This window comes from Pseudomonas sp. GW458-11-26-14-LB4 (assembly GCF_059423925.1).
Genome location: NZ_JBWKYU010000014.1, coordinates 132,605 through 147,674 on the forward strand (window position 1 = coordinate 132,605; position 15,070 = coordinate 147,674).

The window sequence follows — 15,070 nt, forward strand, 5'->3', positions numbered from 1 at the left end:
GGCTGAAAAGCGGCAGCACACGGCCGGGCCACCGCCAGGCGCGAACGCCTGCAGCCAGTCAAAATGCAAAAGGGTTGGATCGCGTGAGTCGGCTACGCCACCGACGACGGGATCAGGTTGCTCGCCTCGGCCGCTTCGAGGCGGATCGCCACGAACTTGGAGGTCGGCGTGTAGGTGCGGTCACCGTAGCTTTCCAGCGGCACCAGCGGATTGGTTTCCGGGTAGTACGCGGCAGCCTGCCCGGCCGGAATGTCGTAGGCGATCAGGGTGAAACCGCTGACCCGACGCTCACGCTCGTCATCCCACAGCGCTACCAGATCAACCTTCTGTCCCGGTTCAAAACCGAGCCGGCGGATGTCCTGCTCGTTGGCGAACACCACGTCGCGCATCCCGTATACACCGCGATAACGGTCGTCGAGGCCGTACAGCGTGGTGTTGTACTGATCGTGAGAACGCATGGTTTGCAGGATCAGATGCGGTTTGACCGGCAGGTTGCGCACGCCTTCGCTGATCAGATGTTCCGGCAGCACACACGGGGTGAACTGGGCCTTGCCGGATTCGGTTTTCCAGATCCGGTCGGAAGCGTTGTTGCCGAGGTGGAAACCACCCGGGATCAGCAGCTTCTCGTTGAAATTCTCGAAGCCCGGAATCACGTCGGCGATCAGGTTACGGATGCGCCCGTAGTCGCCTACCGCCCATTCCCAATCGATCGGGTGTTTGCCCAAGGTCGCGGCAGCGATCCCGGCAATGATCGCCGGCTCGGATTTCAGGTGCGCCGACTTCGGTTTCAGTTGACCGAACGACAAGTGCACCATGCTGAAGGTGTCTTCCACGGTCACGCCTTGCGGGCCTTCGGCCTGGACGTCGATGTCGGTACGGCCGAGGCACGGCAGAATCAACGCATCACGCCCGGTCACCAGATGGCTGCGGTTGAGTTTGGTCGAGATATGCACGCTCAGGTCGAGTTTGCGCATCGCGGCGTGGGTGCGCGGGGTGTCCGGCGTAGCTTGAGCGAAGTTGCCGCCGAGCCCGATAAACACCTTGGCTTCGCCACGTTCCATGGCACCAATCGCCATGACCGTGTTGTGGCCGTGCATCCGCGGCACTTTGAAGTTGAAGCGTTTTTCCAGGGCGTCCATCAGCTCGGTCGGGGCCAGTTCGTTGATGCCCATGGTGCGGTCGCCCTGCACGTTACTGTGGCCGCGCACCGGCGACAGCCCGGCGCCCGGACGGCCGACGTTGCCGCGCAGCAGTTGCAGGTTGATGACTTCCTGCAGAGTCGGCACCGAGTGCACGTGCTGGGTCAGGCCCATGGCCCAGCACATGATCACGCTCTTGGCCCGGGCATACATGCGCGCGGCCAGTTCGATGTCATGCAGCGGCACGCCGGACTGCTCGACGATATGCTCCCAGCTCGTGGCATCGACTTCGGCCAGGTAGCTGTCGAGGCCCGACGTGTGCTCGGCAATAAAGGCGTGATCGAACACCGGTTCGCCGCCGATGGCCTGGGCTTCGCGCTCCCACTCCAGCAGGAATTTGGCCATGCCGCGAATCATCGCCATGTCGCCGCCCAAGGCTGGGCGGAAGTACGCGGTGTTGGTCGCTTCCCAGCCGTTGCTGAGCATCTCGATCGGGTTTTGCGGGTTCTGGAAACGCTCCAGCCCACGCTCCTTCAGCGGGTTGATACACACCACCTGCGCGCCACGCTTCACCGCTTCGCGCAGCGGTTCGAGCATGCGCGGGTGGTTGGTGCCGGGGTTCTGGCCGATCACGAAAATCGCATCGGCGTGGTGCAGGTCTTCATAGACCACCGTGCCTTTGCCGACGCCCAGGCTCTCGCCCATGCTCACCGCGCTGGCTTCGTGGCACATGTTCGAGCAGTCCGGGAAGTTGTTGGTGCCGTAGGCGCGGACGAACAACTGATAGAGAAACGCCGCTTCGTTGCTGGCACGACCCGAGGTGTAGAACTCGGCCTCGTGAGGCGATTTCAGGCCTTTGAGGTGCTTGGCGATCAGCGCGAAGGCATCGTCCCAGGTAGTTTCCACATAGCGGTCGACCCGCGCGTCGTAGCGCATCGGATGGGTGATCCGGCCCTGGTATTCGAGCCAGTAATCGCTTTGTTCGGCCAGGGTCGAGACCGTGTACTTGTTGAAGAACGCCGGATCGACCAGGCGGCCGGTGGCTTCCCAGTTCACCGCTTTGGCGCCGTTCTCGCAGAACTTCAGCATGCTCGCGCCGGGCGCTTCACCCCAGGCGCAACCGGGGCAGTCGAAGCCGCCGTTCTGGTTGGTCTTGAGCATGGCGCGGATGTTTTTCAGGGCGTTTTCACTGCCCAACCAGTTCTTGGTGAGGCTGATGACAGCGCCCCAACCCGCAGCGGCGCCCTTGTAGGGTTTGTAACGGTCGACTTGTGACATGGGACTTCTCCATGACGATGCACACAGGCAAAAACCTGATCGGGTTTAAACAGCGACGACTGACTTTCAAGTTAAAAAAGCGGTCGTTTCGTTTGACGGGGCCAAGGATAGGAACCGCTGCAAAAACTTGTCTAATCGCTATTAATGACTGCGTTATCGAAAGCATCTATCACGGACTTAAACCCTTTAAATACGGGCACTTGCAAAACTAAGAAGGGAAAAACAGCAAATAATTATTTCATCATCGACAGCATCAATCGGCCGGTCATTAAGAGTGATTGGACTCTGTCTCAAGTTGCTCATAACCTGCGCCGACCCAATCCCTTCAATAGCGGATTTCACCCAAGCGAGGCTGTCATGTCAGAGCGCGTCTTGATCGATGGTTACAACCGCCGCGTCGACTATCTGCGCATGTCGGTCACCGACCGCTGCGACTTTCGCTGCGTGTATTGCATGGCCGAAGACATGCAGTTTTTGCCGCGCCAACGGGTGCTGACGCTGGAGGAGATCTATCAACTGGCGCAGAGCTTCGTTGCGCTGGGCACCCGCAAGATTCGCCTGACCGGCGGCGAGCCGTTGATTCGTCCCGGCGTCGTCGGCTTGTGCAAGCAGATCGCCGCCCTGCCCGGCCTGCGCGAACTGTGCCTGACCACCAACGGCTCGCAGCTCGGCAAACTGGCCAGCCCGCTGTTCGACGCCGGGGTCAAACGCCTCAACGTCAGCCTCGACAGTCTTGATGCCGAGCGTTTCAAGCAGATGACCCGCACCGGTGACCTGGCCCAGGTGATCGACGGCATCGACGCCGCGCGCGCCGCCGGATTTACCCGCACTAAACTCAACTGCGTGGTGATGCAGGGCCGCAACGATCACGAGATCAACGATCTGGTGCAGTTCGCCATCGAGCGCGATCTGGATATTTCCTTCATCGAGGAAATGCCGCTGGGGATCATCAGCGAACACAGCCGCGCCGAGTCGTTCTTCTCCAGTAACCAAGTGCGCGAACGAATCGCCGAGCGCTACACCCTGATCGACTCCGCCGAATCGACCCAGGGCCCGTCGCGCTACTGGCGGCTGGCCGAAGCGCCGCACATTCGGCTGGGGTTCATTTCGCCCCACAGCCACAACTTCTGCGGCACCTGCAATCGGGTGCGGCTGACCGTCGAGGGGCGTTTGCTACTGTGTCTGGGGAACGAGCATTCGGTGGATCTGAAAGCGGTGCTGCGGGCCCACCCGGGTCAACCGGAGCGGCTTGAGAAAGCCATCATCGAAGCGATGAAACTCAAGCCTTACCGGCATAACTTTGAAGTGAACGACGACGTGCAAGTGGTGCGTTTCATGAACATGACCGGCGGCTGATCCGCCACGTTTGCAAGGCAGAGAGCCGCATGATCATCCGACCCAAGGTCAATCAATTCGCCATTCTCTTCACCCTCAAGGGCTCGATTGCCAAGCGCATCGCCCTGCGCACCCTGATGGTCACACTGCTGGCGTCGGCCATCGTGCTGGTGGAAATGCTCCACCCGAGCAACTTCACCAAAGTCAACGCCACGCCGTTCACCCTGCTCGGCCTGTCGCTGTCGATCTTCATGAATTTTCGCAACAACGCCTGCTACGACCGCTGGTACGAAGCGCGCAAGGCCTGGGGCGAAGTGATCGTGCATGTGCGTTCGGTGATTCGCGAGACCCATGTGATCCGCGAATCGGCCCAGCGTCGGTTATTGCTGCTTAACCTTTGTGGTTTCGCCCACGCGCTGAATGCGCGACTGCGCCGGGAAGACGAAGCCGCCGCCAGCGCTCAATGGATCACCCCGCAACACGATGCGCAGGTGCCGGATTACAGCGGGCGGATCCTGCAAACCGTCGGCCAGCAATGTTCCGATCTGCATGAAGCGGGCGATCTCAGCGAATGGCGCTACATGCTGCTGGCCAATCACCTGACCAGCCTGACCCAGGCGCAGGCCGTGTGCGAGCGGATCAAGAACACGCCGCTGCCCTTCCCTTACACCCTGCTGCTGCACCGCACAATTTACCTGTTCTGCATCCTGCTGCCGTTCGCCATGGCCGAACCGCTGGGGTGGCTGACGCCGCTGTTCACGGCGATTGTCAGCTACACCTTCTTCGGCCTGGATGCGATTGCCGATGAACTGGAAGACCCGTTCGGCCGGGATGAAAACGATTTGCCGACCGATGCGCTGGTGCGGGGTATCGAGCGGGATATTCTCTCGGAGCTGGGGACTGAGCCGTTGCCGCCGGCGCTGAAACCGGTGGACTACGTCCTCAGTTAATCAACTGCCTCCCCTTCCGGGGAGGGAGACTCATCAATCCAGATGCGCCCAGGTCATGCGGAACGAAGCGCCGCCCCACGGCGAGTCGCCGACCTCGACCTGCCCGCCATGGGATTGCGACACCCGTCGCACCAGCGCCAGGCCAAGTCCGAAACCACCCGTGCGGCGGTCGCGGCTGGCGTCCAGGCGCGAGAACGGTTCGAAGATTTTCTCCCGCCCTGCCAGCGGCACACCCGGCCCGTCGTCGTTGACCTGAACTTCGTACTGATCGCCGATGCGCACCAGCGACACTTCGACCCGCTGCTCGGCATAACGAATGGCATTGCGCAGCAGATTGATCACCGCACGCGCCATGAACCGCGGTTCGATCCGCACTTCATCGACCCGGCAATCTACGATCAACAGCTGCACCCCGGCGGCCTCGGCTTCCAGCGCCACGCTGCCGACCACGCTGTCGAGCCAGTTGGCAGCCTGAATGTTTTCGCGGGTGATCACCGTCGCGCCGCGTTCGAGGCTGGCGTAGGTCAGCAGCTCGGAGACCATTTCTTCCAGCTCGCCGAGGTCGGCGTACATGTCGGCGATCAGTTCGCGGTTCTGGCTGGCGTCCGGTTGTTGCTTGAGCTGGTCGAGTTCGAACGACAACCGGGCAATCGGCGTGCGCAGTTCGTGGGAGACCGCGTTGGTCAGTTCGCGCTGATTGGCGATCAGGCCTTCGATGCGCGCGGCCATCAGGTTGAAGTGACCGGCGAGGTCGCGGATGTTCGAGCGTTTGGACAGCTGGATCCGCACCGAAAGGTCGTTGTCACCGAAACGCTCGGCGGCGAGGCGCAGTTTTTCCAGATCGCGCCAGTGCGGACGAACCCAGAAGTACAGGACGATGCCCAGCAGCACCGCCAGCATCAGGTAAGCCCCGGCAATGTAGAACGGCATCAGGCTCGGCTCGGGCGGCAGTTTGATGCTGAGCAACTGCGAACCACCGTCGATATTGCTGATGAACTGGGTGTAATCGTCGCGGATCACCAACAGATCCTGAGCCAGTTCGGCTTTCTCCTGATCGTTAAGGTTCAGTTGGTCAGCCTCGACCAGGCTCAACGTCAGCCCGTAGTGCGGCCGCAAGGCTTCCAGTTGCGCCTCGCGCGCCGCGCCCTGCTGGTCGCGCATGTGTTCGACCAGCGACCACGCTTGGCCGCGAACCGCCTCACGGTTGTAGGCCTGCATCTGGTTGTCGAGCAAGGCGTTGAAGGTGTGCTCCACGGTTTGCAGCGCCGCCACCAGCCCGACCGTCATCACCAGAAACAGCCCCAGAAATAACCGCAGCATCTACAACTCCCACGCGAACGGATTGAACAGGTAACCCTTGCCCCACACGGTCTTGATGCAGACCGGCTCGCGAGGGTTGTCCTTGAGTTTGTTGCGCAACTTGCTGATGTACACGTCGACGCTGCGGTTGAGGCCATCGAAGGCGATGCCGCGCATGCGGTTGAGAATGTCATCGCGCGACAGGATCTTGCCGGCGGCGCTGGCCAGCAGCCACAGCAGCTCGAATTCCATGGTGGTCAGCTCGATCAGCTCGCCCGCCAGACGCACTTCGCGGCAACTGCGGTCGATGATCAGATTGCCGAACTCCAGCGAACTCACTACGCCGCTTTCCGGTACTTGCCGGCGTTGCAAGGCACGCAGGCGCGCGAGCAAAACAGGTGGCTTGATCGGTTTGATCACGTAGTCGTCGGCCCCGGACTCCAGGCCCAGAATATGGTCGAGGTCGTCTTCCTTGGCCGTCAGGATGACGATTGGCGTGTCCGACACGCTGCGGATTTCCCGGCACACGTGCAGGCCGCTCTGCCCCGGCAGCATCAGGTCGAGCACCACCACTTTGGGCTTGAATTCGAGAAACGCGGCCACGGCCAGATCGCCGCGATGCACCGTGCGTACCTCGTAGCCGTGTTGTTCGAGAAAGTGGGCGATCAGTGCGGCCAGCCGCTCATCGTCTTCCACCAGCAGGACTCTGCCAAAACCCAGGTTATCCATAACAACCGCCGCCAACCGCTTTGTGAAGTGGGCGACATTATGCGGGCATTCAATGGCGAGACGTTTATCGCAGGCAGCAAAAACCGGCCTCTGGGGCCGGTTTTCGTTGATGTTTCATACTCTTAAGAGTTTTTAACAATTCATGCCGCGACGGGTACGCCACTGTGGAAACGGAATTCCTCGTCCGGTGACTCGATCAGGTCCTGCTCGGCGGCGCGGACTTTCTCGATCACCTGGGCGATGTCCTTGGCGTCACCGTACTGGTAGGCCAGTTTCAGATAACCCTGGAAATGCCGGGCCTCGCTTTTCAGCAGGCCGAAGTAGAACTTGCCGAGTTCTTCGTCCAGATGCGGCACCAGCGCTTCGAATCGCTCGCAACTGCGCGCTTCGATAAAGGCGCCGACCACCAGGGTGTCGACCAGTTTCACCGGTTCGTGGCTGCGCACCACTTTGCGCAGGCTCGAGGCATAACGGCCGGCGTGCAGCTGGCGCAGTTCGATCTTGCGTCGCTTCATGATGCGCATCACCTGCTCGTGGTGCACCAGTTCTTCCCGGGCCAGACGCGACATCATGTTGATCAGATCGACGTGGGAATGGTACTTGGCGATCAGGCTCAACGCGGTGCTGGCGGCCTTGAACTCGCAGTTCTTGTGGTCGATCAGCAGGGTTTCCTGATCGGCCAGCGCGGCTTCAACCCAGGCATCAGGCGTGCGGCAACCAAGGAATTCGTGGATTTCGGGAAGGATCATGGGGCTCACGGTCAAAAGGTGTTCGAGCGAAGGGCGCCGATTATACCGGCCTGCCCGCAGACCACCAGCGGCCCGCGTTGATATGCATCAAGTCGCAGACGGATGCGCAGCAACTATAGTTGTGCAACGCCGTGCCTTTTCATTGCTGGAGACTCACTCATGCAAGCCATTCGCAGCATTCTGGTGGTCATCGAACCCGAACACGCGGAAAGCCTGGCGCTCAAGCGCGCCAAGCTGATCGCCGGGGTGACCCAGGCCCATCTGCACCTGCTGGTCTGCGACAAGAAGCACGATCACGCCGGTATGCTCAGCGTGCTCAAGGCCGCGCTTTTGGCGGACGGCTACAGCGTCACCACCGAACAGGCGTGGAACGAGAGCCTGCACGAAACCATCATCGACGTGCAGCAGGCCGAAGGCTGCGGACTGGTGATCAAGCAGCACTTCCCCGACAGCTCGTTGAAGAAGGCCCTGCTGACCCCGGCGGACTGGAAACTGCTGCGCCACTGCCCTACTCCCGTGCTGCTGGTGAAAACCGCCGGTTCGTGGAAGGACAAAGTGATTCTGGCAGCGGTCGACGTGGGCAATGCCGATGGCGAACACCGTCATCTGCACACCACGATCATCGACCATGGGTTCGACATTGCCAGCCTGGCCAAGGGGCATCTGCACGTGATTACCGCCCATCCGTCACCGATGCTGTCGGCGGCGGACCCGACGTTCCAGCTCAAGGAAACCATCGAGGCGCGCTATCGCGAGCAATGCCGGGCGTTTCAGGCTGAGTTCGACATCGATGACGAGCATTTGCATGTCGAGGAAGGTCCGGCGGACGTGTTGATTCCGTTCATGGCGCACAAGCTGCAAGCGGCGGTGACCGTGATTGGCACCGTGGCGCGCAGCGGTGTGTCGGGGGCGTTGATCGGCAATACGGCCGAACAGGTGCTGGATCAATTGGAGAGTGATGTGCTGGTGCTCAAACCCCAAGAGGTTGAAGACCATTTGGTGGAGTTGGCGGTGAAGCATTAAGTATTAGGGCGCCTGTAAGGCCGTTATCGCTGGCAAGCCAGCTCCCACAGGGACTTAGGTGTGCACTCCAGGGAGAGCTTTACACCATTATTGTGGGAGCTGGCTTGCCAGCGATAGCAATAGGTCAGTCGCCGAGGGCGTCCTTGAGGAAACCGGGTGCGATGTAGCGCTGATAGTGCGCTTCCGACAGCAGGAAAAATTCCCGATCAATGGCATCGCGCAGTTCCGGCAGGTTCCAGTCGCGAAACTCCGGCAGCAATACCATTCCGTAGGCTTCCAGATTAATGATCACCCGCGCGCCCCGGGCGATCAGTTGATAAGCCCAGCAATATTCCGACTGATGCGGCACGAAGCGGATCTTGCGCTGTTCCAGTTGCAGACGCAGGCGCGCCGGGTCGAAGACCTCGACCTTGCTCGCCATCACTTGTGACAGCAATTGCTCAAGACGCAGCCACACCGCACGCTTTTCTTCCTCGTTGTAACCGTTCCAATGGATCACTTCGTGGTGGAAACGCTTGCAGCCACGGCACACCAGATCACCGTAAACGGTGGAGCAGAGGCCGACGCAGGGGGTCTTGATGGTCTGATTGGGCATAAATGGGCAGAACACTTGAAACGCGGAACAGGTCGGCATGTTAGCCCTTTGTCCGCCATTCATCACCCCTCAAACGTCAGGGGCAAGCGCTGGATCAAGGTTTGCCCGAGCCGCGCACAACGCAACCAAAGTCCAATAGAGCGCGACTTACCTTTAAATTTTTTTTGCCGTAGAATCAGCCAGCCTTTTTAGGCGCCAATGTCCGTTAGAAGCTGTTTTCAAAGCGTCACGAGCACAGTCGTTCCTTCAGAGCGGTGTTGGCGTAGGGTTTTTCCAGCGGGGAAAAGCCCAACGCCAACCCTCATCAGCTCCCCGTTCTGCAGGCGTAAAACTTTGAAAGCAGCTTCTGTAAGGAATGCCCGGTAATTCTGGCTAAGCGGCCCACAACGCCACGCAGCGCATGAGTACGAGCATTTCGGGATGAGCGTCCCGGACACCCATTTGGGACCACTGATGAGGGTAATAACTGTGCTTGAAGCCTACCGCAAACATATCGAAGAGCGTGCAGCCCTGGGTATCGTTCCCCAGCCGCTTAACGCCGAACAAACTGCAGGCCTGGTCGAGCTGCTGAAGAATCCTCCGGCTGGCGAAGAAGCTTTCCTCGTTGACCTGATCACCAATCGCGTACCACCAGGAGTGGACGAAGCCGCCTACGTCAAGGCCGGTTTCCTCTCCGCACTGGCCAAGGGCGAAGTCTCCTCCCCTCTGCTGGACAAGAAACGCGCTGTAGAACTGCTCGGCACCATGCAGGGCGGCTACAACATCGTGACCCTGGTTGAACTGCTGGACGACGCCGAGCTGGCACCAGTGGCCGCCGAAGAACTCAAGCACACCCTGCTGATGTTCGATGCCTTCCACGACGTGGCTGAAAAAGCCAAGAACGGCAACGTTCACGCCAAGGCCGTGCTGCAATCCTGGGCTGACGGCGAGTGGTTCAAGAAGCGCCCTGTGCTGGCCGACAAGATCAGCCTGCGCGTCTTCAAGGTGACCGGCGAAACCAACACCGACGACCTGTCCCCTGCCCCAGACGCCTGGTCGCGTCCCGACATCCCGCTGCACGCCCTGGCCATGCTGAAAATGGCCCGTGACGGCATCGTTCCGGACGAGCAAGGCAAGACCGGCCCGATGAAGCAGATCGAAGAAATGCGCGGCCAGGGCTTCCCTATCGCCTACGTCGGTGACGTGGTCGGTACCGGTTCCTCGCGTAAATCGGCGACCAACTCGGTGCTGTGGTTCTTCGGCGACGACATCCCTTACGTGCCGAACAAGCGCGCTGGCGGTTTCTGCTTCGGCAGCAAAATCGCTCCGATCTTCTACAACACCATGGAAGATGCCGGCGCACTGCCAATCGAGTTCGACGTATCGAACATGAACATGGGCGACGTGATCGACCTGTACCCGCACGCTGGCAAAGTCTGCAAGCACGGTACCGACGAAGTCATCACCACCTTCGAAATGAAGACCCCGGTCCTGCTGGACGAAGTCCGCGCCGGCGGCCGTATCCCGCTGATCATCGGCCGTGGCCTGACCGAGAAGGCTCGCGCCGAACTGGGTCTGCCAGCGTTCGACCTGTTCAAGAAGCCGGAAGCACCGGCTGAAAGCACCAAGGGCTTCACCCTGGCGCAGAAAATGGTCGGCAAGGCTTGCGGTCTGGCAGAAGGCAAAGGCGTTCGTCCTGGCACCTACTGCGAACCGAAGATGACCACCGTAGGTTCTCAGGACACCACAGGTCCAATGACCCGTGACGAACTGAAAGACCTGGCGTGCCTGGGCTTCTCCGCTGATCTGGTGATGCAGTCCTTCTGCCACACCGCGGCTTATCCGAAGCCGATCGACGTGACCACCCACCACACCCTGCCTGACTTCATCATGACCCGCGGCGGCGTTTCCCTGCGTCCGGGCGACGGCATCATCCACTCGTGGCTGAACCGCATGCTGCTGCCGGACACCGTCGGTACCGGTGGTGACTCGCACACCCGTTTCCCGATGGGCATCTCGTTCCCGGCCGGTTCCGGTCTGGTCGCGTTCGCCGCTGCCACCGGCGTCATGCCGCTGGACATGCCGGAATCGATCCTGGTGCGCTTCAAAGGCAAAATGAAACCTGGCATCACCCTGCGTGACCTGGTTCACGCCATTCCTTACTTCGCCATCCAGAACGGTCTGCTGACCGTCGAGAAGAAAGGCAAGAAAAACGCCTTCTCCGGCCGCATCCTGGAAATCGAAGGCCTGGAAGGTCTGACCCTGGAACAGGCGTTCGAACTGTCCGACGCCTCGGCCGAACGTTCGGCTGCCGGTTGCACCATCAAGCTGTCGAAAGAATCGATCACCGAGTACCTGCAGTCCAACGTCACCCTGCTGCGCTGGATGATCGGCGAAGGCTACGGCGATGCGCGTACCCTGGAGCGTCGTGCTCAAGCAATGGAAGCCTGGATCGCCAACCCGCAACTGATGGAAGCCGATGCCGACGCCGAATACGCCGAAGTCATCGAAATCGATCTGGCCGACATCAGCGAGCCTGTACTGTGCGCGCCGAACGACCCGGACGACGCCCGTCTCCTGTCCAGCGTTGCTGGCGAGAAGATCGACGAAGTGTTCATCGGTTCGTGCATGACCAACATCGGTCACTTCCGCGCTGCCGGTAAGCTGCTGGATCAGGTCAAGGGTCAGCTGCCAACCCGTCTGTGGCTGTCGCCGCCGACCAAGATGGACGCTCACCAACTGACCGAAGAAGGCTACTACGGCATCTACGGCAAGGCTGGCGCACGCATGGAAATGCCAGGCTGCTCGCTGTGCATGGGTAACCAGGCACGCGTTGAGCCGAACAGCACCGTGGTGTCGACTTCGACCCGTAACTTCCCGAACCGTCTGGGCGACGGCGCGAACGTCTACCTGGCCTCGGCTGAGCTGGCGTCCGTTGCTTCGATCCTGGGTCGCCTGCCGACCGTCGAGGAGTACATGGAATACGCTGGCAAGATCGACAGCATGGCGGCCGACGTTTACCGCTACCTGTCCTTCGACCAGATTGCCGAGTTCCGTGAAGCTGCTGCGAACGCCAAGATCCCTGTCGTTCAAGCCTAACGCTGCAACGCAATGAAAAACGCCGCCCATCGCGAGATGAGCGGCGTTTTTTTATGCCTGCCGGATGGGGCCTCGCCCCGCGCTGATCGTTCCCACGCTCCGCGTGGGAACGATCATCTTGGGAGCGAACCTGCCCGCGAAGATCGCAGGCACAAAAAAGGCCGACCCGCGAGGCAGATCGGCCTTTGTGTTTCACAAGATCAATCGGGATCTGGTGTTGAACCTCAAGCCGTCAGCGAATAGATCAACGCCGAAATCGCCACCAGACCCACTGCGGTGACAAACACGTTCGACATCTGCCCACGATAACGGGCCATCGCTGGCACTTTGCGGATCGCGTACATCGGCATCAGGAACAGGATCGCCGCGATGACCGGGCCACCGATGGTTTCGATCATGCCGAGGATGCTCGGGTTCAGGGTCGCCACGATCCAGCACACTACCAGCATGAACGCCGCCACAATGCGATCCAGCGACTTGGCGCCCGGACGCTTGCCGCTTTTGACGATCAAGCCTTTCAGGCCTTCGCTGGCACCGATGTAGTGACCGAGGAACGACTTGGAGATCGCCACGAACGCAATCAGCGGCGCCGCGAACGCGATGGTCGGGTTGCTGAAGTGGTTGGCCAGGTACGACAGGATCGACAGGTTCTGCGCCTTGGCTTCAGCCAGTTGCTCCGGCGACAGGGTCAGTACGCAGCTGAACACGAAGAACAGCACCATCACCACCATCAGCAGATGGGCGCGGGACAGGATCTGCGAGCTGCGCTCGTCAGCGTGAACGCCATAACGACGCTTCTGATCCACCGCAAATGCCGAGATGATCGGCGAGTGGTTGAACGAGAACACCATCACCGGAATCGCCAGCCACAGCGTGTGCAGCAGCGCCCACGGTGCCGGCACTTGCGAAGCGGTGGTCAGGATGCCGCCGTTCCAGTGCGGAATCAGGTACACCGCCAGGAACAGCAGCGCAACGATGAACGGATACACCATCAGGCTCATGGCCTTGACGATCACTTGCTCGCCGCAGCGCACCACGGCCAGCAGGCCGAGGATCAGCACGAACGACAGCAGCGCGCGCGGTGGCGGCGTGATGTGCAGTTGGTGTTCGAGGAAACTGGCGACCGTGTTGGTCAGGCCGACGCTGTAGATCAGCAGGATCGGGAAGATCGCGAAGAAGTACAGCAGAGTGATCAGCGCGCCGGCCTTGATGCCGAAATGCTGTTCCACCACGTCAGTGATGTCGGCGCCTTCGCGACCGGAAAGCACGAAGCGGGTCAGGCCGCGGTGTGCGTAGAACGTCATCGGGAAGGCCAGCAGCGCGAGGATCACCAGCGGCCAGAAGCCACCCAGACCTGCATTGATCGGCAAAAACAGGGTACCGGCGCCGATGGCCGTCCCGAACAGTCCCAACATCCAGGTAGTGTCATGGCGATTCCAGCTCGACAGTTCGGCTGGTGCTGCCGCTTCAAAGCGTTGTTCCACGCTATTGGCCTGATCATTCATCCGGTCGGATCTCCGCATTCCGGTCACTTGCCACTCGGTCAGGACGCGTCGGAAAAAACCGACAGACATGCTCCGGCCGAAACAGGGGCGCGATTCTCCGCGATAAATGAGCAGAAGCAAAGACTTAGCTGAGGAATGGTTGTACGGAGCAGATCGGAGGCTTGTCGCTTTTGAGAAAAAGCCTGTCGGCGCCAGATACGCGACATGTCGTTTTATGACATGTACCGGCGCCGAATGAGCCATGGGAAAGCCCGATCAGATCGATCGGGCCAATATGAAGCCGAGGAACATGCAAAAGATGCCCAGACCCATCAACCCCCAGATCGGGCGCATTTCTTTCCTGTCTTTGATACGTATTTTTTCGGCCCACTCATCGTGTTCCCGTTCCAGTTGTTCCATTCTGGCTTTGGCGTCATAGGTGCTCATGTTGATTTCCTTTTGAGTCATGTGTCTGAAGATTGCGAAAACGAACGCTCAAAACTTGAAAAAGACGCCTGCCAATGCCGCGCTTGCCGTCAACACGCCGGCCACCACCGCAACTGGATAAAAATACGTCTCCCACTTCAGCTTCTTCTGTTCCGCCATAAGCTTCTGCCGCTCAGCTATCAGTTTTCGCGTCTCGTTATGCAGCCTGTCGAGTTCCAGGTTTTCGCGGTTGTTCTGAAGCATTGGCCTTCCTTGGCTGATGGCAATTTCCGTCCGGATTACTGCTTCGTCATGAAGAACGCATCCCGTCCTGCTCTCTATAATTCCGCGCTTCTCACCCCGCCGTATAGCGGATAAATCCGGCAGCACTCGTAGGCAACATCCGTAAATCCCGCAGGACGGTGCGTCCATTTCCTAACGTTTTTAAACAACCTCACCGACTGGCATTTTTCGGCTATACCCAATGGCGAATTGACTGACATCCCCGTCCAGTCCCCCCGCCTGTGGAGCCATCCCATGCCTCTCGTCCGCGTCGACATCAAGAAAAACCCGGACCCGACGTTCGCCAAACGCATTGGCGAAGTGATCTACGCCGCCCTGCGCAGCGAGATCAATGTGCCGGAACACGACAATTTCCAGGTGCTGGCCGAGCACGACGACCAGCACTTCGTCTATGACCCGCAATACCTGGGGATCCAGCGCAGCGACGGCATCGTGTTCATCCAGCTGACCATCAGCGAAGGCCGCACCGTGGAGATGAAACAACGGCTGTTCCAGACCATCGCGCGCAACCTGAACCAGCAACTGGCCGTGCGTCAGGAAGACGTGTTCATCAATCTGGTGGAAGTGAAAAAAGAGAACTGGTCATTCGGCAACGGCATCGCCCAGTACGTGACGTGATCCAGTGACCGCCAGCGCCGACATCACCTTCTGACGAACCACCCGCGCGCTCCCCGCATCAGCT

At 60.1% G+C, this 15,070-nt stretch carries 13 protein-coding genes; 5 read left to right on the forward strand and 8 right to left on the reverse strand.

All coding sequences use genetic code 11. The annotated features are described in order from the left end of the window. Positions 1–92: 92 nt before the first annotated feature. Complete coding sequence (locus tag AC07XZ_RS19395; RefSeq protein WP_102687027.1) at positions 93–2,417, reverse strand: FdhF/YdeP family oxidoreductase; 2,325 nt, start codon at positions 2,415–2,417, stop codon at positions 93–95. A gap of 357 nt (positions 2,418–2,774) precedes the next feature. On the opposite strand from AC07XZ_RS19395, the gene moaA reads away from it, so the two are divergent. Together moaA and AC07XZ_RS19405 are read left to right on the forward strand one after the other, a co-directional pair. Then, entirely contained in the window at positions 2,775–3,773 is a 999-nt protein-coding gene (gene moaA, locus AC07XZ_RS19400; protein WP_102687026.1) for a GTP 3',8-cyclase MoaA, read from the forward strand. A gap of 29 nt (positions 3,774–3,802) precedes the next feature. Then, complete coding sequence (locus AC07XZ_RS19405) at positions 3,803–4,702, forward strand: bestrophin family protein (protein ID WP_085746110.1); 900 nt, start codon at positions 3,803–3,805, stop codon at positions 4,700–4,702. Positions 4,703–4,735: 33 nt separating this feature from the next. On the opposite strand, the gene AC07XZ_RS19410 is transcribed toward AC07XZ_RS19405, so the two are convergent. The 3 genes from AC07XZ_RS19410 to AC07XZ_RS19420 all read right to left on the reverse strand — a co-directional run bounded on the left by AC07XZ_RS19410 (position 4,736) and on the right by AC07XZ_RS19420 (position 7,479). Further along, complete coding sequence (locus AC07XZ_RS19410; RefSeq protein ID WP_102687025.1) at positions 4,736–6,022, reverse strand: ATP-binding protein; 1,287 nt, start codon at positions 6,020–6,022, stop codon at positions 4,736–4,738. After that, positions 6,023–6,730, reverse strand: a complete 708-nt coding sequence (locus AC07XZ_RS19415) for a response regulator (RefSeq protein WP_007958821.1) — start codon at positions 6,728–6,730, stop codon at positions 6,023–6,025. A 140-nt stretch (positions 6,731–6,870) separates the two neighbouring features. Further along, positions 6,871–7,479: a MiaE family protein gene (locus AC07XZ_RS19420; protein WP_064597504.1), complete on the reverse strand. Its 609-nt coding sequence runs from the start codon at positions 7,477–7,479 to the stop codon at positions 6,871–6,873. A 159-nt stretch (positions 7,480–7,638) separates the two neighbouring features. Here AC07XZ_RS19420 and AC07XZ_RS19425 point away from each other — a divergent pair, with 159 nt between their 5' ends. Continuing rightward, positions 7,639–8,502 (forward strand): universal stress protein, encoded by an 864-nt coding sequence (locus AC07XZ_RS19425; RefSeq protein WP_085602794.1) that lies wholly within the window; start codon positions 7,639–7,641, stop codon positions 8,500–8,502. Between the two features lie 124 nt (positions 8,503–8,626). Here the strand turns inward: AC07XZ_RS19425 and AC07XZ_RS19430 are convergent, their stop codons facing one another. After that, positions 8,627–9,097 (reverse strand): DUF1289 domain-containing protein, encoded by a 471-nt coding sequence (locus tag AC07XZ_RS19430; protein ID WP_039767141.1) that lies wholly within the window; start codon positions 9,095–9,097, stop codon positions 8,627–8,629. 468 nt (positions 9,098–9,565) lie between these two features. Here AC07XZ_RS19430 and acnB point away from each other — a divergent pair, with 468 nt between their 5' ends. Further along, entirely contained in the window at positions 9,566–12,175 is a 2,610-nt protein-coding gene (acnB, locus tag AC07XZ_RS19435; protein WP_045121882.1) for a bifunctional aconitate hydratase 2/2-methylisocitrate dehydratase, read from the forward strand. 224 nt (positions 12,176–12,399) lie between these two features. Here acnB and AC07XZ_RS19440 read toward each other — a convergent pair whose 3' ends face one another. The 3 genes from AC07XZ_RS19440 to AC07XZ_RS19450 form a co-directional block, all read right to left on the reverse strand. After that, on the reverse strand, positions 12,400–13,680 hold the full coding sequence (locus tag AC07XZ_RS19440) for an HAAAP family serine/threonine permease (protein ID WP_102687024.1): 1,281 nt from the start codon (positions 13,678–13,680) through the stop codon (positions 12,400–12,402). Positions 13,681–13,935: 255 nt separating this feature from the next. Further along, positions 13,936–14,106 carry a hypothetical protein gene (locus AC07XZ_RS19445; protein WP_007958834.1) on the reverse strand — a complete coding sequence of 57 codons (171 nt, stop codon included), beginning with the start codon at positions 14,104–14,106 and terminating at the stop codon, positions 13,936–13,938. Positions 14,107–14,154: 48 nt separating this feature from the next. Beyond that, entirely contained in the window at positions 14,155–14,349 is a 195-nt protein-coding gene (locus AC07XZ_RS19450) for a hypothetical protein (RefSeq protein ID WP_007958836.1), read from the reverse strand. Positions 14,350–14,622: 273 nt separating this feature from the next. Here AC07XZ_RS19450 and AC07XZ_RS19455 point away from each other — a divergent pair, with 273 nt between their 5' ends. Then, the gene (locus AC07XZ_RS19455; RefSeq protein WP_007958838.1) at positions 14,623–15,006 is read left to right on the forward strand and encodes a tautomerase family protein; all 384 of its coding nucleotides are present in this window, start codon (positions 14,623–14,625) and stop codon (positions 15,004–15,006) included. The last annotated feature ends 64 nt before the right edge of the window (positions 15,007–15,070 follow it).

Excerpts from the sequence above, each read along its gene's own strand:
- AC07XZ_RS19395 (WP_102687027.1), bottom strand. The coding sequence starts at position 2,417 with ATGTCACAAGTCGACCGTTACAAACCCTACAAGGGCGCCGCTGCGGGT.
- moaA (WP_102687026.1), top strand. The coding sequence starts at position 2,775 with ATGTCAGAGCGCGTCTTGATCGATGGTTACAACCGCCGCGTCGACTAT.
- AC07XZ_RS19405 (WP_085746110.1), top strand. The coding sequence starts at position 3,803 with ATGATCATCCGACCCAAGGTCAATCAATTCGCCATTCTCTTCACCCTC.
- AC07XZ_RS19410 (WP_102687025.1), bottom strand. The coding sequence starts at position 6,022 with ATGCTGCGGTTATTTCTGGGGCTGTTTCTGGTGATGACGGTCGGGCTG.
- AC07XZ_RS19415 (WP_007958821.1), bottom strand. The coding sequence starts at position 6,730 with ATGGATAACCTGGGTTTTGGCAGAGTCCTGCTGGTGGAAGACGATGAG.
- AC07XZ_RS19420 (WP_064597504.1), bottom strand. The coding sequence starts at position 7,479 with ATGATCCTTCCCGAAATCCACGAATTCCTTGGTTGCCGCACGCCTGAT.
- AC07XZ_RS19425 (WP_085602794.1), top strand. The coding sequence starts at position 7,639 with ATGCAAGCCATTCGCAGCATTCTGGTGGTCATCGAACCCGAACACGCG.
- AC07XZ_RS19430 (WP_039767141.1), bottom strand. The coding sequence starts at position 9,097 with ATGCCCAATCAGACCATCAAGACCCCCTGCGTCGGCCTCTGCTCCACC.
- AC07XZ_RS19440 (WP_102687024.1), bottom strand. The coding sequence starts at position 13,680 with ATGAATGATCAGGCCAATAGCGTGGAACAACGCTTTGAAGCGGCAGCA.
- AC07XZ_RS19445 (WP_007958834.1), bottom strand. The coding sequence starts at position 14,106 with ATGAGCACCTATGACGCCAAAGCCAGAATGGAACAACTGGAACGGGAA.
- AC07XZ_RS19450 (WP_007958836.1), bottom strand. The coding sequence starts at position 14,349 with ATGCTTCAGAACAACCGCGAAAACCTGGAACTCGACAGGCTGCATAAC.
- AC07XZ_RS19455 (WP_007958838.1), top strand. The coding sequence starts at position 14,623 with ATGCCTCTCGTCCGCGTCGACATCAAGAAAAACCCGGACCCGACGTTC.